The organism is Staphylococcus sp. HMSC62B09, from assembly GCF_001839115.1.
Taxonomy (GTDB): domain Bacteria; phylum Bacillota; class Bacilli; order Staphylococcales; family Staphylococcaceae; genus Staphylococcus; species Staphylococcus haemolyticus.
In genome coordinates this window covers 102,835-127,638 of sequence record NZ_KV840153.1, presented here as the reverse complement: position 1 = coordinate 127,638, position 24,804 = coordinate 102,835, and the positions used below count along the sequence as shown (strand labels likewise).

Here is a 24,804-nt window from a genome sequence, read left to right as displayed (position 1 = left end):
TTTTTAGTCATCAGTCCAATTTATTATAGAGCCATAAATTATAAATGAATAAAGCACATAGATGATATTTAATAAACATCATCTATGTGCTTTTATTTCGCTTTATTTAATTGAAATTTAAACGAGTTTCTCAACATACATATAGTTTAAGTAAGAATAATTATATTATTTAATGCCACGACGCATTTTTTCAGCTAATAATGTATTATTAAGCACCATAGTAATTGTTAATGGGCCAACGCCACCTGGAACTGGCGTAATTGCACCGGCAACTTCTTTAACTTCTTCAAATTCAACGTCACCTTTTAATTTACCATTCTCATCTGGAGTGTTACCAACGTCAACAATAACAGCGCCTTCTTTTACATCATCTTTAGTTACTAAACCTGGTTGACCAACTGCGCTGACAATAACATCAGCATCTTTCAAATGGCTATGCATGTCTTTAGTACGTGAATGTAGAATAGTTACTGTAGCGTTAGCTTGTAATAATAATTTTGATACTGGTTGACCGACAATATGGCTACGACCAATAACAACTGCATTTTTACCTTCTAAATCAATATCAGCATGTTTAAGAATTTCCATAATGCCTAGTGGCGTACATGGAACAAAAGTTTGCTCATCAATATATAACTTACCGATATTTGAAGGGTGGAAGCCATCAACGTCTTTTTCAGGATTAATCGCTTCTAAGATTTTTTGTTCACTTACTTGTTTAGGAAGAGGTACTTGAACTAATATTCCACTTACTGAATCATCATTGTTTAAACGGTCTAATTCTTTTAATACATCTTCTTCAGAAGTATCCTCATCTAAATGAACAATTTCAGAAATCATACCGATTTTTTCAGCAGCTTTCTTTTTAGAGTTTACATAGCTTTGACTCGCACCATCATTACCTACTAAGATTACGGATAATTTTGGTGTGTAACCTTTTTCTTTTAAAGCTTCAACTTGATTTTGTAAACCTTGTCTGTAGTCCTTAGAAATTTGTTTCCCATCTAAAATTTTTGCAACCACAAAAAATTCCTCCTTGTTTGTTTAAATCATACTTATACCTTAACTTTAAATCTTCTGTCACGTCAATCGATAGCTGAAAGACGTAAATTAAAAGTAAAAATTAAGTTAAAGTTCGATTTTTGATTGAAAAAGCATCTCATGATTGTTATGCTATATCTGTAATATACAACTTATCGTAACTAAATTTCAAACTTTTGAAAGGGTGTACAACGTGAAAGTAGCGGTTATTATGGGTAGTTCTTCAGATTGGAAGGTTATGCAAGAAAGTTGTGCGATGTTAGATAAATTCGAAATACCGTACGATAAGAAAGTCGTTTCGGCACATCGTACGCCTAAATTAATGTATGAATTTGCAAGTCAAGCTAGAAAACATGGATACGATGTCATTATTGCTGGTGCAGGTGGTGCTGCACATCTACCAGGAATGGTTGCATCAATGACAACAATACCAGTTATAGGTGTACCGATTGAGTCAAAAAGTTTAAAAGGATTGGATTCTTTACTATCGATTGTTCAAATGCCAGGAGGTATTCCGGTGGCTACAACTGCAATAGGTAATGCAGGTGCAAAAAATGCTGGGATATTAGCTGCGAGAATTTTAAGTATTAGTAATGAATCAGTTCGTAAACATTTAGATGAATATGAGCAAAGTCTAGTAGATAAAGTTGGTGAAATGCAAAATGAACTTCAGTAAATTAAAGTTCGGTGACACGATTGGTATTATCGGAGGCGGTCAATTAGGTAAAATGATGGCTCAATCTGCTCAAAAAATGGGTTTTAAAGTCATTTGTTTAGACCCTAACCCTGATAGTCCGTGTAAATCAGTAGCTCACGAATTTATAACTGCCGCTTATGACGATGAAGAAGCTTTGCATGAACTCGGTGAGAAATCTGATGTAATCACTTATGAGTTTGAAAATATTTCAGCTGAACAACTTATTCGTCTAACTCAAAAATTCAATATTCCTCAAGGTTATCAAGCTATTCAATTACTACAAGATCGTTTAACTGAAAAACAAACATTACAACAAGCAGGATCTAAAATTGTTCCTTTTTTACCTATTAAAGAGGAAAAAGACCTAAATGTTGTGATTAATCAATTAGGATATCCATTTATAGTTAAAACGCGTTTTGGTGGTTACGACGGTAAAGGACAAGTATTAGTTAAAAATGAAGAATCCATTCAAGAAGCTAAAGATCTCATTTCACAACAAGAGTGTGTAGCAGAACAATTTCTTGATATTGCACTCGAAGTTTCTTTAACTGTTACGATTGGTAACCAAAAACAAATTACGTATTTCCCTCTTCAAGAAAATGAACATCGAAATCAAATATTATTTAAAACCATTGTGCCTGCGAGAAGTGATAAGGAACAAGAAGCTAGAGATGAAGTAAATAAAATTATTAATGAAGTACATTTTGTAGGTACGTTTACAGTCGAATTCTTCATCGATAAATCAAATCATTTATATGTAAATGAAATTGCACCACGTCCACACAATTCAGGACATTATTCAATTGAAGCTTGTGATTATTCACAATTTGATACACATATATTAGCAGTTACTGGACAAAATCTTCCAAAAGAAATTGAGATTTTAAAACCTGCAGTGATGATGAATTTGTTGGGTCGCGATTTAGATTTATTAGAAGATCAGTTCGCTAATCATCCAGAATGGCATGTTCATATTTATGGGAAACCTGAACGTAAACCTAATCGTAAAATGGGGCATATGACAATTTTAACGAATAATGTCGATGAAACTGAGAAAGATATGCTCAAACAGTTTGAAGGGAGAGAATAGTTAATGGCGCTATTATATGAAGGAAAAGCGAAAAGAATTTTCTCAACAGACAATGTAGATCAATTGAGAGTTGAGTATAAAGATGAAGTTACGGCTGGTAATGGTGCAAAAAAAGACAAAATGGAAGGTAAAGGACGATTAAATAATCAAATTACCTCTATAATATTTGATTATTTAGCTCAGCATGGAATTGCGAGTCATTTTATTAAGCAGCTTTCTGAAACGGAACAATTAGTTGAAGAAGTTAAAATCATTCCACTAGAAGTTGTAGTACGTAACATAGCAACAGGTTCTATAACGAAACGTTTAGGTTTTAACAAAGGTTATGAATTCGAAGCACCGTTAGTTGAATTTTTCTATAAAAATGACGACTTAAATGACCCGTTAATTACGGATGATCACGTTAAACTTTTAAAAATAGCGAGCGATAGTGAAATTGAAACACTAAAAACTATGGCTAAAGATATTAATAAAGTATTAGTTCAATTGATGGATGAGATGGATTTAAGATTAGTTGATTTTAAAGTTGAATTTGGTAAAACTTCTGACGGTAAAATTTTATTAGCTGATGAAATTTCTCCAGATACATGTCGTATTTGGGATAAATATTCTGATTCTAACTTTGATAAAGACGTCTATCGCAATGATACAGGTTCACTTATTGACACATATACAACATTTTTAAATAAATTGGAGGAATTAAAATAATGAAAACTATTGAACTTCACATTACATTACAACCACAGGTGTTAGATACTCAAGGACAAGCACTAAATCGAGCTGTTCACGACTTAGGTTATAAACAAGTTAATGATATTCGTGTAGGTAAAGTTTTATACATGACGGTTGACGAAGCAACGGATGAAGCGGTCGATAACATTGTGACGACATTAAGCGAAAAGTTATTCGCAAATACTGTAATTGAAGAATATAGTTATAAAATCGTTGACGAAAAGGAGAATGCATAAAATGAAATTTGCAGTTCTCGTATTCCCTGGATCTAATTGTGATAGAGATATGTACAACGCAGCGATTAAGTCAGGTGCGCAAGCAGATTATGTTGATTATCGTGAGACATCATTGGAAGGTTATGATGGCGTATTAATCCCTGGTGGTTTTTCATTTGGAGACTATTTACGTTCAGGTGCAATGGCGAGTGTAGCACCAATAATTAACGAAGTAAAACGCTTGGCTAACGATGGCAAACCCGTTCTAGGTGTATGTAACGGATTCCAAATTCTCACTGAGATTGGTTTATTACCTGGTGCATTACTCCATAATGATTCTCATTTATTTATTAGCAGAAATGAAAATCTAAAAATTGCTAATAATCAAACTCCTTTTACAAATTTGTATGGTGAAAATGAAATTGTAGTTTATCCAGTAGCGCATGGCGAAGGTCATTATTATTGCACAGATGACATATATAACGAATTAGTTGAAAATAATCAAATTATCTTAACATATGAAGATAATCCAAACGGCTCTCATGAAAATATTGCAGGTATTGTAAATAAAGCAGGTAATGTTTGCGGAATGATGCCACACCCTGAACGTGCGCTTGAAAAAATTCTTGGAACTGACAGTGGCGTGAAATTATTTGAAGCAATGGTTAATAGTTGGAGGGAACAAAATGTCTAAGTTTATCGAACCTAGTATTGAAGAAATTAAGTTTGAAAAATTATATCAAGATATGGGCTTAAGTGACGCAGAATATAACAAAGTTTGTGAAATATTAGGAAGAGAACCTAATTTTACAGAGATAGGCATCTTCTCGGTTATGTGGAGTGAGCACTGTTCTTACAAGCACTCTAAACCATTCTTAAAACAATTTCCAACTACTGGTGAGCATGTCTTAATGGGACCAGGTGAAGGCGCAGGTGTTGTGGATATTGGTGATAATCAAGCAGTAGTATTTAAAGTTGAATCACATAACCATCCGTCAGCTATCGAACCTTATCAAGGTGCTGCAACTGGTGTAGGTGGCATCATTAGAGATATCGTATCAATTGGAGCTAGACCAATCAATCTGTTAAACAGTCTACGTTTCGGTGAATTGTCAGTTAAACAGAACCAACGTTTACTTAAAGGTGTAGTACGTGGTATTGGCGGTTATGGAAATTGTATCGGTATACCTACAACAGCTGGAGAAATTGAATTTGATGATCGTTACGATGGAAATCCATTAGTTAATGCCATGTGTGTAGGTGTTATTGATCATGACATGATTCAAAAAGGGACTGCTAAAGGTGAAGGTAACTCAGTCATTTATGTAGGTTTAAAAACAGGCCGTGATGGTATTCATGGTGCAACTTTTGCATCTGAAGAGTTAACTGAAGAAAGTGAAAGTAAAAGACCATCTGTTCAAATTGGGGACCCTTTTGTAGGTAAAAAATTAATGGAAGCCACATTAGAAGCGATTACTTTCGACGAATTAGTTGGTATTCAAGATATGGGGGCCGCTGGTTTAACATCTTCATCATCAGAAATGGCAGCTAAAGGTGGCAGTGGTCTTGAATTACATTTAGATCAAGTGCCTACACGAGAACCAGGTATTTCACCTTATGAAATGATGCTTTCTGAAACACAAGAAAGAATGTTATTAGTAGTTGAAAAAGGTACTGAACAAAAATTCTTAGATTTATTTGAAAAACATGAACTTGATAGTGCAGTTATTGGTGAAGTAACAAATACTGACCGCTTCGTACTTAAATATGAAGATGAAGTATTCGCGGATATACCGGTTCAATCACTTGCAGATGAAGCGCCGGTCTATGTTTTAGAAGGTGAAGTGAAAGAGTATAACACATCTAAAAATGACTATAGTTCTATAAATGTCGAAGAAACATTCAAGAAACTTCTAATACATCCAACGATTGCCTCAAAACATTATTTGTATGAACAATATGATCAACAAGTTGGTGCCAATACTATCATTAAACCAGGTTTACAATCTTCAGTTGTTCGTGTTGAAGGTACGAATAAAGCTGTAGCCTCTACAATTGATGGTGAAGCGCGTTATGTGTTTAATCAGCCTTATGAAGGTGGAAAAATGGTCGTAGCTGAAGCCTATCGCAATTTAATAGCAGTAGGTGCAACACCACTTGCTATGACGGATTGCTTAAATTATGGCTCTCCTGAAAAGAAAGAAATCTATCAGCAGTTAATTGATTCAACGAAAGGTATGTCAGAAGCGTGTGAAGTATTAAAAACACCGGTTGTTTCAGGTAACGTATCACTCTATAACGAAACACGTGGTACATCCATTTTCCCAACGCCTGTCGTAGGAATGGTTGGTTTAATAGAGGATATTGATTATCTGAATGATTTCCATCCTGAAGCTGGTCATAAATTATATTTAGTTGGTGAAACAAGAGATGACTTTGGTGGTAGTCAAGTTGAAAAATTATTATACGGTAAAGTCAATCATGAATTTGAAACGATTGATTTAAGTGATGAAGTTAATAAAGGAGAAGCAGTCAAGAATGCGATTAGAAGTGGCGTTGCTTCTCACGTACAAACAGTTGGTAAAGGTGGTTTATTGATCAGTTTAGCGCGTATCAGTGCTCATTATGGTTTAGGACTAGAAGCTTCAATTGACCTTTCAGATGCACAATTGTTTAGTGAAACGCAAGGTCGATATATTATTGCTGTTAAAGATGGACAGACGTTAAATATTGAGGGAGCTGTAGAAATTGGTCAATTAACAGATGTTGATGAATTTAAAGTTACTAATGCTCAAAGTTCGATTGTTGAAAAAGTCTCAGAGATTAAAGAAAGTTGGGAAGGAGCAATTGCACAATGTTTAACTACAGTGGATTAAACGAAGAATGTGGTGTGTTCGGCATTTGGAATCATTCAGAAGCCACTCAATTAACCTATATGGGACTTCACAGTTTACAACATCGTGGTCAAGAAGGTGCAGGTATTGTTGTATCAGATGGAGAAGTTTTAAAAGGTGAACGTGGTCTTGGATTGTTAACAGAAGCAATAAAAGGTGATCAAATGGATCAACTTAAAGCTGGACACAACGCCATAGGCCATGTTCGCTATGCCACATCAGGTAATAAAGGGATTGAAAATATACAACCATTTTTATATCACTTTTACGATATGAGCGTTGCGATTTGCCACAATGGTAATTTAATTAATGCCCAGACGTTACGTCAATATTTGGAAAAACATGGTGCAATCTTCCATTCTTCATCTGACACTGAAGTAATTATGCATTTAATACGCAGAAGTAAAGCACCAACTTTTGAAGAAGCGTTAAAAGAGAGCTTGCGACAAATTAAAGGCGGATTCACATTTGCAATACTTACTAAAGATGCATTATATGGAGCAGTAGATCCTAATGCTATCCGTCCACTGGTAGTAGGTAAAATGCAAGATGACACGTACATCTTAGCTAGTGAAACATGTGCCATTGATGTATTAGGTGCTGAATACGTGCAAGATATCCATGCCGGAGAATATGTTGTTATTAATAATGAAGGTATTGAAGTGAAATCATATACGAGTCATACAAATACAGCAATTTCAGCTATGGAATATATTTATTTCGCTCGTCCTGATTCTACTATTGCTGGCAAAAATGTTCATGCTGTTCGTAAAGCATCTGGAAAAAAATTAGCACAAGAAAGCCCTGCAAATGCAGATATGGTTATTGGAGTACCCAACTCATCATTATCAGCTGCAAGTGGGTATGCTGAAGAAAGCCACCTACCTTATGAAATGGGGTTGGTGAAGAACCAATACGTAGCTCGTACATTTATCCAACCTACTCAAGAGTTAAGAGAACAAGGTGTCCGCGTTAAATTATCGGCAGTCAAGGATATCGTAGAAGGTAAACGAATTGTTTTAGTTGATGATTCAATTGTGCGTGGAACAACGAGTAAACGTATTGTCAGAATGTTAAAAGACTCCGGAGCAAAAGAAGTTCATGTAAGAATCGCTTCTCCAGAATTTATGTTCCCAAGCTTTTACGGAATAGATGTTTCAACGACTGCTGAACTCATATCTGCAAGTAAGTCACCTAAAGAAATTTGTGATTATATTGGTGCAGACTCATTATCTTATTTAAGCGTAGACGGTCTAATTGAATCGATTGGATTAAATTATGACGCACCGTATAGTGGTTTATGTGTAGAGAGCTTTACTGGTGATTATCCAGCAGGACTATTTGATTACGAAGATAAATATTATAAGAACTTAAGTCAACGTCAACAGGATTATATTAATAATCATAAACACTACTTTGATAGAGAGGGTAATATTCATGTCTAAAGCTTATGAACAATCAGGTGTTGATATTCATGCAGGTTATGAAGCGGTTGAGAGAATGTCTAGTCATGTTAAACGAACAATGCGTAAAGAGGTACTAGGTGGTTTAGGTGGATTTGGTGCTACCTTTGATTTGTCTCAATTAAATATGAAGGCGCCTGTACTAGTTTCTGGTACAGATGGTGTTGGTACTAAATTGAAATTGGCTATTGATAATGATAAACACGACACAATCGGAATAGATGCAGTAGCAATGTGTGTAAATGATATTTTGACTACTGGTGCTGAACCATTATATTTCTTAGATTATATTGCAACGAACAAAGTTGTTCCAGAAGTAATCGAACAGATTGTTAAAGGTGTAAGTGATGGATGCGAAGAGACTAACACTGCACTTATTGGTGGAGAAACAGCTGAAATGGGTGAAATGTATCATGAAGGTGAATATGACCTTGCCGGATTTGCTGTTGGAGCAGTCGAGAAAGACGACTATATTGATGGATCAGCAATTCAAGAAGGTCAAGCCATCATTGGTTTAGCCTCTAACGGAATACATTCAAATGGTTATAGCTTAGTACGTAAATTAATTAAAGAATCTGGTATTGATTTAAATGACGATTTTGATGGTCGTACGTACTTAGAAACATTTTTAGCCCCAACGCAATTATATGTTAAACCAATTCTTGCTTTGAAAAAAGCTGTTCAAATTAAAGGAATGAATCATATCACTGGTGGTGGTTTCTATGAAAACATTCCACGTGGATTACCTGATGGATTAGCAGCGAAAATTTATACACAAGCTTTTCCTACACCAAAAGTATTTGATTGGTTACAACAACAAGCTAATATTGGAACTGATGAAATGTACAATGTCTTTAATATGGGTATTGGTTTCACAGCCATAGTAGATAAAAAAGACGTTGCACAAACACTTGATATCTTAAAACAACAAGGTATTTCTTCTTACGAAATAGGTGAAATTATTGCCAATGCAGAGTCACCCATTTTACTTGAGGGGGTAGAATAGTGACTAAAGTAGCTATATTTGCATCTGGATCAGGTAGTAATTTTGAGAATATTGTGCTAAAAGCAGATAAAGGGGAGCTCAACAATATAGAAATTACTTCATTATATACTGATCATCACGATGCTTATTGTGTTGAACGAGCCAAACATTTAAAAGTAACAGTTAATATAAATGAGCCTAAGGATTTCACTACTAAAGCAGATTACGAACAACATTTAATAGAACTGTTAAAGCGTGAAGAAGTTGAATGGATAATACTTGCTGGCTATATGCGATTAATTGGACCTGATTTATTAGACGCTTACGAAGGTAAAATTTTAAACATCCATCCATCACTATTACCGAAATATAAGGGGAAAGATGCTATTGGACAAGCGTTTAATAGTGGCGATAAGGTAACTGGTTCAACTGTACATTATGTTGATAGTGGTATGGATACGGGAGAAATTATTGAACAACGACAATGTGATATAAAACAGGACGATACTAAAGATAATTTGGAAGAACGTGTAAAGCGTTTGGAGTATGAACTTTATCCAAGTGTTATAGCTAAAGTTATTAAATAAGGAGTTAATCTAATCATGAAAAAAGCAATTTTAAGTGTCTCAAACAAAAGTGGAATAGTGGAGTTTGCTAAATCTTTAATCAAATTAGATTATGAATTATATTCAACTGGAGGAACTAAAGGTGCTTTAGAAGATGCTTCTGTACCGGTGAAATCTGTTTCAGAATTAACGCAATTTCCTGAAATTATGGACGGACGTGTTAAAACATTACACCCGGCAGTACATGGTGGCATTTTAGCAGATCGTGATAAACCTGAACATTTAGAACAGTTATCAGAACAACATATTGATTTAATCGATATGGTAGTAGTTAACTTATATCCTTTCCAAAAAACAGTAGCCAAACCGGATGTAACAGTAGCAGAAGCAATTGAAAACATCGATATTGGCGGACCTACAATGTTACGTGCTGCAGCTAAAAACTTTAAACATGTGACTACAATTGTACATCCAGCTGATTATAATGAAGTCATTGAACGCATAAAGGAAGACCGACTCGATGAGGATTTCCGTAAAGAATTAATGATTAAAGTTTTTGCACATACGAACGAATATGATCATGCCATTGTAAGTTTTTTCAAAGGTGATAGTGAACAATTAAGATACGGTGAAAACCCTCAGCAATCAGCGCGTTTTGTTCGTACTTCGAATAGCAAACACACAATTGCAGGTGCTAAACAATTACATGGTAAAGCTTTAAGTTTTAACAATATTAAAGATGCTGATTCTGCACTTTCACTTGTTAAGAAATTTAAAGAGCCTGCTGCCGTTGCAATTAAACATATGAACCCTTGTGGTGTTGGTATTGGAGACAATATTGAAACTGCATTTAAACATGCTTATGATGCAGATAATCAATCTATCTTTGGTGGCATTATCGCATTAAATAGAACAGTAACTGCTGATTTAGCTGAAACATTACATGCTATATTTTTAGAAGTAGTGATTGCTCCAAGGTTTACTGATGAAGCTTTAGACATTTTAACTAAAAAGAAAAACATACGTCTATTAGAAATAGATATGACGATTGATAATCGTGAAGAAGAATTTGTTTCAGTTTCAGGTGGGTATTTAGTTCAAGATAAAGATAATTTTGAGGTAGCTAAAGAAGACATGAAAGTAGTAACTGAAAAAGCGCCTACAGATGATCAATGGGATGCAATGCTACTTGGTTGGAAAGTGATTCCATCTGTTAAAAGTAATGCTGTTATATTGAGCAATACCAAACAAACTGTAGGCATTGGTGCAGGTCAAATGAACCGTGTTGGTTCAGCCAAAATAGCTTTAGAGCGTGCTATAGAAATGAATGACAATGTTGCTTTAGTATCAGACGGCTTTTTCCCAATGGATGATACGGTTGAATTAGCTGCAAAACATGGTATCAAAGCCATCATACAACCAGGTGGATCAATTAAAGATCAAGACTCAATATATATGGCGAATAAATATGGTATTGCCATGGTGACTACAGGCATGCGTCACTTTAAGCATTAATTAATCATTCAAAATAATGGAAGGAGTAATATTAATGAATGTTTTAGTTATCGGAGCAGGTGGTCGAGAGCATGCTTTGGCAAATAAATTACATCAATCACCGTTAATTGATCAATTGCACGTAATTCCAGGTAATGATGCTATGGCTAATGTTGCAAGAGTGCATACTGAGATTGCAGAGTCTGATCATGAGTCAATCTTAAACTTTGTTAAAGAAAATAAGGTTGAATGGGTGGTTATTGGTCCTGAACAACCATTAATTGATGGTTTATCTGATAAATTACGTCAATCAGGAGTTAAAGTATTTGGTCCTAATAAAGATGCAGCTCAAATTGAAGGATCTAAGCTGTTCGCTAAAAAAATTATGCAAAAATATAATATTCCAACAGCAAAATATAAAGAAACAAATAACAAAACAGATGCGCTGGCATATGTAAATCATTGTGATTTACCAATTGTAGTTAAAAAAGATGGTTTAGCTGCTGGTAAAGGTGTAATCATTGCTGAAACACGTGAAGACGCAATTAAAGCAGTAGAATCACTTTATCCTGAAGAACATGGTGAAGTGGTCTTTGAGCAATTTTTAGAGGGTGAAGAATTTTCATTAATGACATTTATTAACGGGGATTATGCAGTTCCATTTGATTGTATTGCGCAAGACCATAAACGTGCTTTTGATAATGATGAAGGACCAAACACTGGAGGAATGGGTGCATATTGCCCGGTGCCACATATTACTGAAGATGTCTTAGAACGCACAAATAAAGATATTGCACAGCCTATTGCAAAAGCGATGAAAGCTGAGGGTTATGATTATTTTGGTTTACTTTATATTGGTGCTATTTTAACGTCAGAAGGCCCGAAAGTAATTGAATTTAATGCGCGCTTTGGTGATCCTGAAGCTCAAGTTTTATTAAGTCGTTTGGAAAGTGATTTAATGGCTCAAATTGTTGCTTTAGATCGTAAAGAACCTATTCTATTTCAATGGCAAGATGATTTTGTTGTAGGAGTTATGCTAGCTTCTAAAGGATATCCAGGTGCTTATGAAAAAGGAGCTAAAGTAACAGGCTTTGAATTAAATGATACTTATTTTGTGAGTGGATTGCGTAAAGAAGATGATGGATTTGTTACTTCAGGAGGCAGAGTTATATTAGCTGTTGGAAAAGGAGAAACAATTGAAGAAGCGCAAAAAGCAGCCTATAAAAATGTAGAAAAAATTAAGAGTGATAATTTATTTTATCGTAATGATATTGGAAATAAAGCATTAAAATAAGTGAATATATAATTGTAGCCTGAGACATAATTCAATGACTCAGGCTACAATTATATATTGGCAGTAGTTGACTGAATTAAAAATGCCATTGTAACAAGCTTTTTTAATTCTAATCAACCTTACCTGGTAGGCGGGCCCCAGCAAAGAGAATTTCATTAAGAAATTCTACAAGCTAAGCAAGTTGGGGTTTGGGGCCCCAGCAAAGAGAATTTCATTAAGAAATTCTACAAGCTAAGCAAGTTGGGGTTACAACGAAATAAATTTTGAAAAATATTATTACTGTCCCACTTCCTTGTATCTATGATGTATAACCTGATACTCGTGCATCAGTAATGCCTGTTATAGGAAAGTATTGTGAAAGATAAAATGCGATAATTAGTATGGCCACAACGCAAATAATAAATAAAATATCTTTATTAGAAAATGGTGCTTTATAATAATAGGTTCTAGGACCGTCCTTAAAACCCTTAGATTCCATCGCAACAGACAATTGATGTGCTCGACGAATATTTTGACTTAATATTGGTATCAATAAATGTTTTAATCGTTTTAGACCTCTATAATTTGAAGCATCAATCATTTGATAACGCATTTTCAATGACCGTCTTAATTGAATTAATGAAGTGAAAATGAGAGGCACCATTCTAATTGCAGCCATAAATGCATATGCAATTTTTGGTTTTACTTTTAAATGTTGCATCAAACTGTAAAAAATCATTACAATTTCGGATGTCAATGCTAATAAAATACCAAACATAGAGACTGTTATAGTTCTTAGTGATAAATGTAAACCACGTACGATGCTTTCAGTACTAATTTGAATGATACCCCATTTAAATAACATATGCGTACCATCACCATAAAGAATCATAAATAATGATGATAATAAGGCAAACAAGACAGAGGCTAAAATAAATGCACCGGTGATTTTAAATTGAGTCCCATTAAATGCCATTAAAAAAATAAACATAATTATTGTTATATAAATCATATAATCAAAATTGTGAACGAAAATAATGAAAATAAATAATGATACACCAAGTAAAAGTTTTGTAATGATATTAACGTCATCTACAAAGGAATAATGTTTCTTCCAACGTTCAAACATTTGATTCACCTTCCTTCTCGATGAGTTGGTTGTCTTCAGCTATTAAACGACGTGTTGGATAACGATGTATGATTTCAGGATTGTGAGTAACCATAATAATGGTTTGTCCATTAGAAACTCTTTCCTGGAATAGTTCAATTAATTGAAAAGTATTATGGCTATCCAGTCCAAATGTAGGTTCATCAAGTAAGATGATTTCTGCTCGTGAACTAAGTGCAGTGGCCACACTAAGTCGTCGTTTTTGTCCCATAGATAATTCAAAAGGATGTTGATTTTTAACAGCTTCTAAATGTAATAACTTTAATAGTTTCATCGTTTCTTTTTCAGCGATTGATGGTTCTTGATGATTATAATGAATATATATTTCTTCATAAACTGAATTTGTTATGAATTGTAATTCTGGGTTTTGATAAACTAAATACATATGTTGAGCTGCGTCTTTAATTTTCTTTAACGTAGTATTTTTATATGACATAACGCCTTCATATTTTATTAGTTGCATCATAGATTCTAATAATGTTGTTTTACCTGTACCATTTTTCCCTGTAATAGTAATCCATTCTCCAGAACGAACGATTAATTCGGGTACTTGGAACAAATGTTTTTTTCCTCGAATAATATTACCATTTTTATAGGCAAATAGCGTTTCATCTGTATTATGTGAAAATTTAGATGATTCTGGGGCATGGTCCCAAGCTTGTGGATGCCATACACCAAATTCTGTGAGTAAACTTTCGCAATTTTTCAACACATAATCTGGTGTTCCATCTGCTATGATTTGACCCTCATAATTCATTAAAATGACTCTATCCACGTGTTCCCAGATGTGTTCAACTTTATGTTCTACTATAAGTACAGTTTGATCAGACCATAGTTGAATAAGTCTTTGCCATAAATCAGCTGTAGCATCTACATCTAACATGGCAGTTGGTTCATCTAAGAATAATGTATTAGCTTCTTGTAAAATAGTTTCTACAATAGCGAGTTTTTGTTTCATGCCACCACTTAAATGATTGACAAAAGTATTATCAGTAACATTTAAATCAACAGAAGCAAGAGCTTCTTCAATGAGTGGATCCATTTGACTTCGTGGTACTTGTTTGTTTTCAAGAACAAATGCAAGTTCCTCATACACTTTAGGCATACAAAATTGAGTATCTGGATCTTGAAATATAACGCCGGAGTGTGGGTCAATTTCAAGCTCATCATATTTCATCGGTAATTCAATTAGATTTGGAACGATACCACTTAAAACATTAAGCAATGTGCTCTTACCAGATCCAGAAGGACCTAGTAAAAGCACTTTTTCTTTATCTTTAATTTCAATATTTAAATTATCGAAGATTTTACGTTCGCCGTTAGGATATTTTAGACGTAAATTTTTCGCTTTTAACACTTTAATTTCCCCTTATAGGTTGTCGTAGTCTTTTTGAGATGCAGGGCGGAATAATTTCGTTACGCCTGTTTGATCTAATGCTTTAACAATCAGATAAGATAATAAACCTGCGATTACTATACCACTAATAGAACGGAAGATAATGAATAAAAGAAGGTTCCATCCTGCTACTTCAGCTAAATAGCCATAATAATAATCAACTGGGAATGATATTAAAGCAGTTGCTAATCCTGCTAATACAGCAACCATTAATGATCTAGATTTATATTTGAAAATAGCAAAAATAATTTCACAAGCTAAACCTTGAAGAATAGCATATACAATTGTAGGAATATCAAATTTACCCATAACGATTGTTTCACCAGCGCCTGCAGCAAATTCTGCAATTAGTGCAATACCAGGCTTAGGAATTATTAAATACGCAACGATAGCTGCCATAAACCAAACGCCATAAGTTAATTGTTCAATGTGAACACCGGCAACTTGGGTCACATTATATGCAAACCACCATAAATTATAAATAATTGCAAATACTACTGCAATCAGAACAGTTACTAATATTTCTGAAAGCTTTAAACCTTTTGACATGTTATTTCCTCCTAAAAAAAACGCACAACCATCCGTAGAAAGTTGTGCGTGAATTTAAATAAAATGCTATGTGTATTTACCACAATTATTTATATTAGCAACACTTTCCTACGCTAGTTTTAACTAGTTCAGGTTCAAAGGGTTCGAGGTTAAACCTCATCTCAGTATACACACCCCTAGTGCGTTTTATATTTAATTTATTTTAAATGTATGACTTTTAAGTTTTAATGTCAAGATGATTTTGCTAAGTTACAAATAAAAAGGAGGGTTGGATTTGATTTTACTTTGAACACGCTGTTTCTTAATACATTTAGCATGTGAAATCTCTAGAATATTTAAACCTTGTAGTAAAAAACAAAAAACTGGGAAAAGCTCGAAAAGAGCGTTCTCTCAGTTTTAGTTAACTACTACTTTTTAGCAGTTTAGCAGTTAAATATTATATTGTTCTCAACTTCAGCGAATTGAGATTTCTTAATAATTAATCTAAAGTGTCTTGAACATCTTTTTTAGTTTGCTCAATATCATCTGATTTTTCTTCGTTTTGTTCTTTTAATTTTTCTTCAACTTCTTTTGCTTTTTTAGCATCTTCGTTTGTCATAATTAACACTCCTTGATAGATTAATGATTACAATATAAGTTTACCCATTTAAAAGTAGGATAAACTTATATAGGTCTCGAGATGTATTTTATTGTTTAATAAAGACAAGATGAACATCTTACTATATAATGAATTTTGAGGTGAACAGTATGTCTTTTCTTAAGAAACACACCGAGATAATTTTTAGTTATATTATCGGTATCGTTTCACTCTTCACGGGTCTCATAATATTAATAAACTTACCTTTAATCAATCAATTAAAAGATAAAGAAAAAGTTGAATTGAAAATTCATAATTTATGGGATTTTCTTAATGCATTCTTCAGTGAAATTATTAGAGTGATGAGTAGGTTCATAGGCAACTTTCCTATTATTAGTGCAGTCATAATTATTCTGTTTGGTATTCTTGTAATGCTTATTGGATACGCATTATTTAGAACTACGAAATATGATTACGACATCTCAATTTTCTTTTTAATTATTGGGATTTTATACTTCCTCATTTCAATTACTTTAATGACTCAAGTGTACAGTTTTTGGGCAATTATCTTTATTATTCCTTTTATAATTCACACAGGCTACATTGTATATAAAGATGAACTTAATGTTGCTAATAGAAAAAGCCATTATCTATGGATTATCTTTTCATACGGAATAAGTTATTTAATTACTCAAATTTCTCTATACGGTAAAATTGATGCAAATGAAATTGCACCAATAGATATTTTAAGTGTAAATACATTTTTCTTAGTTATGTGGTTATTAGCGCAAGCTTCAATATGGAATTTCCTGTTCTTAAGAAGAGCTTTACCATTAACTAAAGAAGAATTGGGTGAAGAAGAACCTGAATTATCAAGAACAAGTAAGGGAAATGTTTCGAATCAGTCTAAAGTTCATTTTAAACAACTTCAAGATAAAACATCAGAATATGCACGTAAGACGAGAAGAAGTGTCGATTTAGAAAAAATCAGATCAAAACGTGATAAATTTAAAAATAAATTCAAAAATGTATTTAATATTGAAGAAGATGATATACCAAATTGGATGAGACGTCCAAAATGGATTAAACCAGCATATGTAGAAATATTCTGTGGCTTCATTCTATTCTTATTTACATTTATCGAATTTAATAACAGAAACGCATTGTTTGTTTCTGGTGAATGGGAACTATCTCAAACGCAATATGTTGTTGAATGGGTAACATTGTTATTGTTAATGTTTGTAATCATTACATACATTGCAACTACATTTACACATTTCTTAAGAGGTAAATATTATTATTTACAATTATTTATGATTAGTATTCTATTCTTTAAATTGTTAACTGAATTCGTAAACATTATGATTCATGGATTATTATTATCGATTTTTATTACTCCAACTCTAATCTTAATGTTGATGGCGGTTATTATCGCATTTACGTTACAATTGAGAGAAAGACCTTAATTATTTCAATTTTTATTTAGGTGGAAGCGTGAAATCTATGATGACAAAATAGACTTCGCGATCCACCTTTTTTGTTTATGTTATTTTGTGTAATGACAAATTCATATTTGTTAAAATAATAACGAATAATATTTAGAAACTTTTATAAACTTTAAACTACAAAAGCATTCAAATTAGGAGCGTTAACAAATGAAAATAGCAACTTTAAATAGAGGTAAGGAATCAAAGTATTTAAATCAATATCCACTTGTGGATGAAGATGATATTTATAACAATGATCATTTAAAAGAAGGCGATTTATTTTATCTTATGAACGGTCAAGAACAGTACATTGCGACTGCATATGTAGGACGTCAACATAAAGGTTTAGGCTGGGTATTGAGTTATGATCAAAACGAAGCCATTAATACTTCTTTTTTCGAAAAACAATTTCAAATTGCATTACAAGAGCGTGATTATTACTATCATATTGAAGGAACCAATGCGTTTAGACTATTTAACGCTGAAGGCGATGGTGTTGGAGGTTTAACAATCGATAATTACGATGGTCACTTATTGATTCAATGGTATTCAAAGGGAATATATAAGTTTCGCTATAATGTCATTGAAGCCATTCAACAGGTATTTCCATTTAAGTCAATTTATGAAAAAATGCGTTTTAAAGACTCTGAATACACCGGTGGACATGTACTCGGTGAAACACCTGATTTTCCAATAGTTATAGAGGAGAATTTTACATTTTACAATGTAGACCTAGATGATGGTTTGATGACAGGTATATTCTTAGATCAAAAAGAAGTACGTAAGAAATTACGTGATCATTTTGCAAAAGAGAAAGATATACTAAATTTATTTAGTTATACAGGTGCGTTTTCTGTAGTAGCTGCTCAAAATGCTAAATCAACGACAAGTGTAGATTTAGCCAACCGTTCACGTAGTTTAACTGAAGAAAACTTTGGTTTAAATGGTATTGACCCTAAAAGTCAATATATATATGTTATGGATACATTTGATTTTTACAATTATGCTGCACGACATGGCAAAGTTTACGACACAATAGTTATTGACCCGCCAAGTTTTGCAAGAAATAAGAAGAAAACATTCTCAGTACAAAAGAATTATGATGATTTAATTAATGGTGCATTAAGTATACTTGCTCCAAAAGGCTCGTTATTATTATGTACAAATTCAAGTGCTTTCTCATTAAAAGCATTTAAAAATGTTATTAAAACAACACTTAACGAAGCGGGTGTAACTTACGAAATTGAGGAAGTTATGGGCTTACCTAAGGACTTTAAAACACATCCGCACTATAAACCCTCAAAATATTTAAAAGCTGTATTCATTAATATCAAGCATTAAATAATAAAAAGTGGGTATAAATGTTTAATGAATGAATTATGAAAGGTGTGTCTATTAATGGGCATTATGAATAGATTTTCAAGTGGAGTTACAAACAAAGTTGGTAATAAAGTTCTAAACATTGAAGAAATTAAAGAAAAAAGTATTTTACCAACAACGAAAGAAGAAATAGCTGAGCGCAGAGTTAAAGCAGAAACAATTGTTAAGAAAAAGTCACTTTTATCTTCAGGTATGAGTGTTGTACCAATTCCAGGATTAGATTTCGGTGTAGATATTAAATTAATGAGAGATATTATTGAAGATATTAATAAAATTTATGGTTTAGATCACAAACAAGTTAATACACTTGGCGATGATGTGAAAGAACGAATTCTTGCAGCAGCTGCTATACAAGGTAGTTCATTTATTGGTAGAAAAGTGTCTAGTGCAGTACTAAAAGTGATTATTAGAGATATGGCAAAACGTGCGGCAGCAAAACAAACTAAATGGTTCCCAGTTGTGGGACAAGTTGTCTCAGCATCAATAAGCTATTATTTCATGAATAAACTTGGACGTGAACATATCGAAAAATGTGAAAAAGTGCTTCATGATATTATTTAAATTGAAAATGTTGTAGTATAATTGAAGTGAGCTTAGTGATAAAGCTAAAATAATTATCATACAAATTTGTCTTAAAATATCATTTAAACCGAAGTTGTTATAGGGATTTTAATAAGTGTTTTGTGCATATTATAAGTAAGTAAAAAATATTGAAGATTAGAATCTAATTTATAGAATTTGAAACACTTGTTTATTTCTATAAAAACCGATTATAATAGTTTTTCAATCCTATTAGAATTGAATTTAGTATTATATTTTGGTAGTGTTATGGTATAAAATTATGTTAGATTATGACAAATTTGAATATTCTAACTTTGCGAAGGAGAAATAGATTATGGAACAAAAATCTTATGTAATTATCGATGAAACTGGTATTCATGCACGTCCTGCAACTATGTTAGTTCAAACTGCATCAAAATTTGATTCAGATATTCAATTAGAATATAACGGTAAAAAAGTTAACTTAAAATCAATCATGGGTGTTATGAGTTTAGGTGTAGGTAAAGATGCTGAAATCACTATCTATGCTGATGGAAGCGATGAAGCAGACGCAATTCAAGCTATCAGTGATGTCTTATCTAAAGAAGGTTTAACTGAATAATTATGTCAAAATTAATTAATGGTATTGCGGCATCAGACGGTGTCGCAATTGCTAAAGCTTATTTATTAGTAGAACCTGATTTATCATTCACTAATGAAAAAGTCACTGATACTGATGCTGAAATCCAAAAATTCAGAAATGCGTTAGAAGCTTCTAAAATTGAATTAACTAAAATCAGAAATAATGCTGAAAAACAATTAGGTCCTGATAAAGCCGCAATCTTTGATGCGCATTTATTAGTACTTGATGATCCAGAGTTGATTCAACCAATCGAAGACAAAATTGCGAACGAAAAAGTGAGTGCCCCAGAAGCGCTTGATGAAGTAACTTCACAATTTATTACAATCTTCGAATCTATGGATAATGAATACATGAGAGAGCGTGCAGCAGATATTAGAGACGTATCTAAACGTGTGCTAGCACATCTTTTAGGTGTTGAGTTACCAAACCCAAGTATGATTGATGAAAGTGTTGTTATCGTTGGTAATGACTTAACGCCTTCAGATACTGCACAATTAAATAAAGAATTTGTTCAAGGGTTCGTAACAAATATTGGTGGTCGTACGAGCCATTCAGCAATTATGAGTCGATCATTAGAAATTGCTGCAGTTGTTGGTACAAAATCAGTTACTAAAGAAGTTAAACAAGGCGATATGGTTATCGTTGACGGAATCACAGGTGACGTTATTGTTGACCCTACAGAAGATGAGTTAATTGCTTATCAAAACAAACGTGAACGTTTCTTTGAAGATAAAAAAGAATTACAAAAATTACGTGATGCTGAAACGGTAACAATCGACGGTGAACATGCTGAATTAGCTGCTAATATCGGTACACCTGATGATTTATACGGTGTAATGGAAAATGGTGCTGAAGGAATCGGTTTATATAGAACTGAATTCTTATATATGGGTAGAGATCAAATGCCAACTGAAGATGAGCAATTTGAAGCCTATAAAAAAGTGCTAGAAACAATGAAAGACAAACGAGTTGTAGTTCGTACATTAGATATTGGTGGCGATAAAGAGTTACCTTATTTAAATCTACCTAAAGAGATGAACCCATTCTTAGGTTACAGAGCAATTCGTCTATGCTTAGATCAACAAGATATCTTCAGAACACAATTACGTGCATTATTACGCGCGTCAGCTTACGGTAAATTAAACATTATGTTCCCAATGGTAGCTACAATCAATGAATTCCGTGATGCTAAAGCCATTCTTTTAGAAGAAAAAGAAAATCTTAAAAATGATGGTCATGACGTATCTGATGAAATTGAGTTAGGTATCATGGTTGAGATTCCATCTACAGCTGCTTTAGCTGATATCTTTGCTAAAGAAGTGGATTTCTTCAGTATTGGTACTAATGATTTAATTCAATATACTATGGCAGCTGACCGTATGTCAGAACGCGTTTCATACTTATACCAACCTTATAACCCAGCTATTTTACGCTTGGTTAAACAAGTCATTGAAGCTTCTCATAAAGAAGGTAAATGGACTGGTATGTGTGGTGAAATGGCTGGAGACGAAACAGCTATCCCATTATTATTAGGTTTAGGATTAGATGAATTCTCAATGAGTGCGACATCTATCTTAAAAGCTAGAAGACAAATTAATGGTTTAAGTAAAAATGAAATGTCTGAATTAGCAAATCGTGCAATTAATTGTGCTACTCAAGAAGAAGTAAAAGATTTAGTTAATAACATTTCTAAATAATGATGTATTCGAAACACCTTAACTTAAGTTGAGGTGTTTTTGTATTACAAAATAATAAACCTAACAACTAAATAGTTCCTTTTTAGTGTTAGGTTATTACTGTGATGACTTTATGATTTAATGTGACACTTAGTGTTGATTTTATCCAAATCAACTTGATACATTGGTTCACCATCTAAAAGTATAAAAGGTGTAGCAAATGCATCGTAATCAATCATCTCAGAACGGTATTCATTATTCGAGATATTTTTTTCAATGTAATCTACCTTGTGTTCTGTAAGATAATTTTTTACAAATGTACAAGGCGGGCAATCATTTTGTGTATAAATAACTAATTCCGTCAATTTAGTTCACTCCCAATTTGGTTGTTATCATGAAAATTACTATATAAAATTTTTAATCCAATTGCAAACTGTGAAAATTATGTGAATTACATATTAAAAATCTTTCTTAAATTTAAGCAAAAGGATTTAGTTAGAAATTAGAACATAATATAATTTAAATTAATTGCTTTTTAAAAATTAGATATAGAAAAGGTGATAAAATTATGGATTCCGTTGAAATTAGTCGTTTCCTAACAGGTATGACTCTAGCAGTACATATCATCTTTGCGACTGTCGGTGTTGGTATGCCTTTAATGTTCGCAATCGCAGAATTTTTAGGAATTAAAAACAAGAATCCTAAATATATAGCACTAGCTAAGCGTTGGTCGAAAGGTTATACCATTACTGTGGCTGTTGGTGTTGTAACTGGTACGATTATCGGTTTACAATTATCATTAATTTGGCCAACATTTATGAAAATGGGTGGGCACGTGATTGCTTTACCTTTATTTATGGAGACTTTTGCATTCTTCTTTGAAGCTATTTTCCTTAGTATTTATTTATACACATGGGATCGCTTTAAAAATAAATGGACACACTTCATTATTAGTATACCAGTCATCATTGGTGGTTCATTCTCCGCGTTCTTTATTACTTCTGTAAACTCATTTATGAATACACCTGCAGGTTTTGAAATGAAAAATGGCAAAATGGTTAATGTACAACCACTTGAAGCAATGTTCAATTCATCATTCCTAGTTAGGGCGTTTCATGTAGTAGCTACAGCAGGTATGACAATGGCGTTTATTCTTGCATCTATTGCAGCTTTTAAATTATTGAAAAATAAATACAACAAAGATGCAGAATATCATAAAAAGGCCTTAAAGATGACTATGATTGTTGGTTTCATATCAACATTATTGTCAATGTTAGCTGGAGACTTATCTGCTAAATTCTTACATCAAGTTCAACCAGAAAAACTTGCAGCTTACGAATGGCATTTTGATACACAATCTAAGGCTGATTTAGTATTTTTCGGAGTTCTAAATGAAAAGACTCAAGAAGTTGAAGGTGCAATCAAGATTCCAGGTATGCTTAGTTTCTTGGCAGACAACAATGTAAATACTAAAGTAGAGGGGCTTAATGACTTCTCTAAAAATGAATTACCTCCATTAATCGTTCATTATTTCTTTGACTTAATGGTAACTATGGGTGTGTTATGTTTTGTTATTTCAGGAGCCTTTATTTTAACTTTAATGATTAAAAAACTGCGTAAATACGTTACGCATAAAGGTATGCTATATGCAGTTCTTCTTACAGGACCAGCTGCAATGCTAGCAATCGAATTTGGATGGTTTTTAACTGAGGTAGGTCGTCAGCCATGGATTGTTAGAGGTTATATGCGAGTTAGTGAAGCTGCTACTCAGGCAGGAGGAATAACATTTGTAACAATTCTATTCGGACTACTTTATCTAGTATTACTTTTTACATCTGCATATGTTTTAATTCGCATGTTCAAAGACAAGCCTGCTCAAGATGATGTAGATAAAGTCATTGAAAAAGGAGGTCATGCTTAATGGATTACACAACTATAGGTATTACCGTACTTTGGACTTTCTTATTCTTATATATCATTGTTGCTTCAATTGACTTTGGTGCAGGTTTCTTTACCTTACACACAAAATTAACTGGGGAAGAGAGAAAGATAAATCACTTAGTAGAGCGTTACTTAAATCCTGTTTGGGAAGTTACTAATGTTTTCTTTGTTTTCTTCTTTGTCGGATTCGTAGGATTTTTCCCTGATTCAGCGTTATACTTTGGTACTGTGCTATTAGTTCCTGGTTCAATTGCGTTGATTTTAATTTCTATTAGAGGAAGCTTTTACGCGTTTGAACATTATGGTCAGGATACTAAATTACCATGGATTATCATGTATGGACTTACAGGTTTGTTAATACCAGCATCATTGGCAACGGTATTAACTATATCTGAAGGTGGCTATATTACTGAACATGGTTCTCATTTTGATTTAGATTGGTTCCAATTATTACTGAGTCCATTTGCATGGTCAGTCGTCTTTCTAGCAATCATAAGTGTATTATATATTTCTTCTGGATTTTTAACATATTACGCTTCGAAAGCTAAAGACGAAGTAGCTTATAAATATATGCGACAATGGTTTATTTTCTGGGGACCTCCAATGATTATTATTTCTCTATTTGTTTTCTTATCTCTAAGAATTCAAAATGCAGATCATTTTAATAATGCAATTCAAAATTATTGGTGGATGTTCGCATTAAGTTTCATTTGTTTTGTAGTAGCCGGAATTTTAAACTTCATCAAGAAATATCATGGTCTAGCATTTATTATGGTTATATTACAAATGGCATTCGCTTTTTATGGATACGGAATAAGTAAATTACCTTACTTGTTATATCCATACATCAAAGTGAGTGATTCAGGTGTTAATGCTTCAATGGGCTTAGCACTAGTGATTGTATTTATTTTAGGTTTACTTTTATTAGTTCCATCGTTAATATTATTATTAAGATTATTTGTATTCGATAAAGAATATGTTGAAGGTAAAAAATAAT

At 33.1% G+C, this 24,804-nt stretch carries 24 protein-coding genes and 1 riboswitch; of the genes, 18 read left to right on the top strand and 6 right to left on the bottom strand.

From position 1 onward, the window contains the following. Window positions 1-165: 165 nt before the first annotated feature. Complete coding sequence (folD, locus tag HMPREF3265_RS09305) at window positions 166-1,023, bottom strand: bifunctional methylenetetrahydrofolate dehydrogenase/methenyltetrahydrofolate cyclohydrolase FolD (protein ID WP_070440313.1); 858 nt, start codon at window positions 1,021-1,023, stop codon at window positions 166-168. 211 nt (window positions 1,024-1,234) lie between these two features. Here folD and purE point away from each other — a divergent pair, with 211 nt between their 5' ends. Genes purE through purD form a run of 11 tightly spaced genes read left to right on the top strand, consistent with a single transcriptional unit; the run spans window position 1,235 to window position 12,471 of the window. Next, window positions 1,235-1,717: a 5-(carboxyamino)imidazole ribonucleotide mutase gene (gene purE, locus HMPREF3265_RS09300; RefSeq protein WP_070440311.1), complete on the top strand. Its 483-nt coding sequence runs from the start codon at window positions 1,235-1,237 to the stop codon at window positions 1,715-1,717. Then, complete coding sequence (purK, locus tag HMPREF3265_RS09295; protein WP_070440309.1) at window positions 1,704-2,828, top strand: 5-(carboxyamino)imidazole ribonucleotide synthase; 1,125 nt, start codon at window positions 1,704-1,706, stop codon at window positions 2,826-2,828. Before purE ends, purK begins: the two co-directional genes overlap by 14 nt. Before the next feature lie 3 nt (window positions 2,829-2,831). Further along, window positions 2,832-3,536 (top strand): phosphoribosylaminoimidazolesuccinocarboxamide synthase, encoded by a 705-nt coding sequence (gene purC, locus HMPREF3265_RS09290; RefSeq protein ID WP_070440307.1) that lies wholly within the window; start codon window positions 2,832-2,834, stop codon window positions 3,534-3,536. Next, complete coding sequence (purS, locus tag HMPREF3265_RS09285) at window positions 3,536-3,796, top strand: phosphoribosylformylglycinamidine synthase subunit PurS (RefSeq protein ID WP_033079949.1); 261 nt, start codon at window positions 3,536-3,538, stop codon at window positions 3,794-3,796. The genes purC and purS overlap by 1 nt, the downstream gene beginning before the upstream one ends. A 1-nt stretch (window position 3,797) precedes the next feature. Continuing rightward, entirely contained in the window at window positions 3,798-4,469 is a 672-nt protein-coding gene (gene purQ, locus HMPREF3265_RS09280; protein ID WP_033079948.1) for a phosphoribosylformylglycinamidine synthase I, read from the top strand. After that, on the top strand, window positions 4,462-6,651 hold the full coding sequence (gene purL, locus HMPREF3265_RS09275) for a phosphoribosylformylglycinamidine synthase subunit PurL (RefSeq protein WP_070440305.1): 2,190 nt from the start codon (window positions 4,462-4,464) through the stop codon (window positions 6,649-6,651). The genes purQ and purL overlap by 8 nt, the downstream gene beginning before the upstream one ends. Further along, the gene (purF, locus tag HMPREF3265_RS09270) at window positions 6,630-8,114 is read left to right on the top strand and encodes an amidophosphoribosyltransferase (protein ID WP_070440303.1); all 1,485 of its coding nucleotides are present in this window, start codon (window positions 6,630-6,632) and stop codon (window positions 8,112-8,114) included. Before purL ends, purF begins: the two co-directional genes overlap by 22 nt. After that, a complete protein-coding gene (gene purM / locus HMPREF3265_RS09265; RefSeq protein ID WP_070440301.1) occupies window positions 8,107-9,138 on the top strand; it encodes a phosphoribosylformylglycinamidine cyclo-ligase in 1,032 nt (343 codons plus the stop codon). The genes purF and purM overlap by 8 nt, the downstream gene beginning before the upstream one ends. Beyond that, window positions 9,138-9,704: a phosphoribosylglycinamide formyltransferase gene (gene purN / locus HMPREF3265_RS09260; protein WP_070440299.1), complete on the top strand. Its 567-nt coding sequence runs from the start codon at window positions 9,138-9,140 to the stop codon at window positions 9,702-9,704. The genes purM and purN overlap by 1 nt, the downstream gene beginning before the upstream one ends. A 15-nt stretch (window positions 9,705-9,719) precedes the next feature. Next, complete coding sequence (gene purH / locus HMPREF3265_RS09255) at window positions 9,720-11,198, top strand: bifunctional phosphoribosylaminoimidazolecarboxamide formyltransferase/IMP cyclohydrolase (protein ID WP_070861468.1); 1,479 nt, start codon at window positions 9,720-9,722, stop codon at window positions 11,196-11,198. A gap of 34 nt (window positions 11,199-11,232) precedes the next feature. Continuing rightward, window positions 11,233-12,471 carry a phosphoribosylamine--glycine ligase gene (gene purD, locus HMPREF3265_RS09250; RefSeq protein WP_070440295.1) on the top strand — a complete coding sequence of 413 codons (1,239 nt, stop codon included), beginning with the start codon at window positions 11,233-11,235 and terminating at the stop codon, window positions 12,469-12,471. A 298-nt stretch (window positions 12,472-12,769) separates the two neighbouring features. On the opposite strand, the gene HMPREF3265_RS09245 is transcribed toward purD, so the two are convergent. The 4 genes from HMPREF3265_RS09245 to graF form a co-directional block, all read right to left on the bottom strand. After that, complete coding sequence (locus tag HMPREF3265_RS09245) at window positions 12,770-13,579, bottom strand: energy-coupling factor transporter transmembrane component T family protein (protein ID WP_070440293.1); 810 nt, start codon at window positions 13,577-13,579, stop codon at window positions 12,770-12,772. Beyond that, window positions 13,572-14,975 carry an ABC transporter ATP-binding protein gene (locus tag HMPREF3265_RS09240; RefSeq protein ID WP_070485080.1) on the bottom strand — a complete coding sequence of 468 codons (1,404 nt, stop codon included), beginning with the start codon at window positions 14,973-14,975 and terminating at the stop codon, window positions 13,572-13,574. The genes HMPREF3265_RS09245 and HMPREF3265_RS09240 overlap by 8 nt, the downstream gene beginning before the upstream one ends. Window positions 14,976-14,987: 12 nt before the next feature. Continuing rightward, entirely contained in the window at window positions 14,988-15,563 is a 576-nt protein-coding gene (locus HMPREF3265_RS09235; protein WP_070440289.1) for an ECF transporter S component, read from the bottom strand. An 88-nt stretch (window positions 15,564-15,651) separates the two neighbouring features. Next, window positions 15,652-15,751, bottom strand: a riboswitch (TPP riboswitch). A 290-nt stretch (window positions 15,752-16,041) separates the two neighbouring features. Continuing rightward, complete coding sequence (graF, locus tag HMPREF3265_RS12735; RefSeq protein WP_107609884.1) at window positions 16,042-16,161, bottom strand: glycopeptide resistance-associated protein GraF; 120 nt, start codon at window positions 16,159-16,161, stop codon at window positions 16,042-16,044. Window positions 16,162-16,310: 149 nt separating this feature from the next. On the opposite strand from graF, the gene auxA reads away from it, so the two are divergent. The 5 genes from auxA (at window position 16,311) to ptsP (ending at window position 21,887) form a co-directional block, all read left to right on the top strand. Beyond that, on the top strand, window positions 16,311-17,606 hold the full coding sequence (gene auxA, locus HMPREF3265_RS09230) for a lipoteichoic acid stability factor AuxA (RefSeq protein WP_053018986.1): 1,296 nt from the start codon (window positions 16,311-16,313) through the stop codon (window positions 17,604-17,606). A gap of 189 nt (window positions 17,607-17,795) precedes the next feature. Further along, window positions 17,796-18,968, top strand: a complete 1,173-nt coding sequence (locus HMPREF3265_RS09225) for a class I SAM-dependent rRNA methyltransferase (protein WP_070485079.1) — start codon at window positions 17,796-17,798, stop codon at window positions 18,966-18,968. A 57-nt stretch (window positions 18,969-19,025) separates the two neighbouring features. Next, entirely contained in the window at window positions 19,026-19,568 is a 543-nt protein-coding gene (locus tag HMPREF3265_RS09220; protein ID WP_070440285.1) for a DUF697 domain-containing protein, read from the top strand. 334 nt (window positions 19,569-19,902) lie between these two features. Next, window positions 19,903-20,169 (top strand): phosphocarrier protein HPr, encoded by a 267-nt coding sequence (locus tag HMPREF3265_RS09215; protein WP_011276148.1) that lies wholly within the window; start codon window positions 19,903-19,905, stop codon window positions 20,167-20,169. Between the two features lie 2 nt (window positions 20,170-20,171). Continuing rightward, entirely contained in the window at window positions 20,172-21,887 is a 1,716-nt protein-coding gene (gene ptsP / locus HMPREF3265_RS09210) for a phosphoenolpyruvate--protein phosphotransferase (RefSeq protein ID WP_037535580.1), read from the top strand. A gap of 110 nt (window positions 21,888-21,997) precedes the next feature. On the opposite strand, the gene HMPREF3265_RS09205 is transcribed toward ptsP, so the two are convergent. Beyond that, window positions 21,998-22,231, bottom strand: coding sequence for a glutaredoxin family protein (locus HMPREF3265_RS09205; RefSeq protein WP_011276145.1), 234 nt, complete (start codon window positions 22,229-22,231; stop codon window positions 21,998-22,000). A gap of 203 nt (window positions 22,232-22,434) precedes the next feature. Here HMPREF3265_RS09205 and HMPREF3265_RS09200 point away from each other — a divergent pair, with 203 nt between their 5' ends. Both HMPREF3265_RS09200 and HMPREF3265_RS09195 read left to right on the top strand, forming a co-directional pair. Next, window positions 22,435-23,787 carry a cytochrome ubiquinol oxidase subunit I gene (locus HMPREF3265_RS09200; protein WP_070440283.1) on the top strand — a complete coding sequence of 451 codons (1,353 nt, stop codon included), beginning with the start codon at window positions 22,435-22,437 and terminating at the stop codon, window positions 23,785-23,787. Continuing rightward, window positions 23,787-24,803, top strand: a complete 1,017-nt coding sequence (locus tag HMPREF3265_RS09195; RefSeq protein ID WP_070861465.1) for a cytochrome d ubiquinol oxidase subunit II — start codon at window positions 23,787-23,789, stop codon at window positions 24,801-24,803. The genes HMPREF3265_RS09200 and HMPREF3265_RS09195 overlap by 1 nt, the downstream gene beginning before the upstream one ends. Window position 24,804 lies beyond the last annotated feature (1 nt).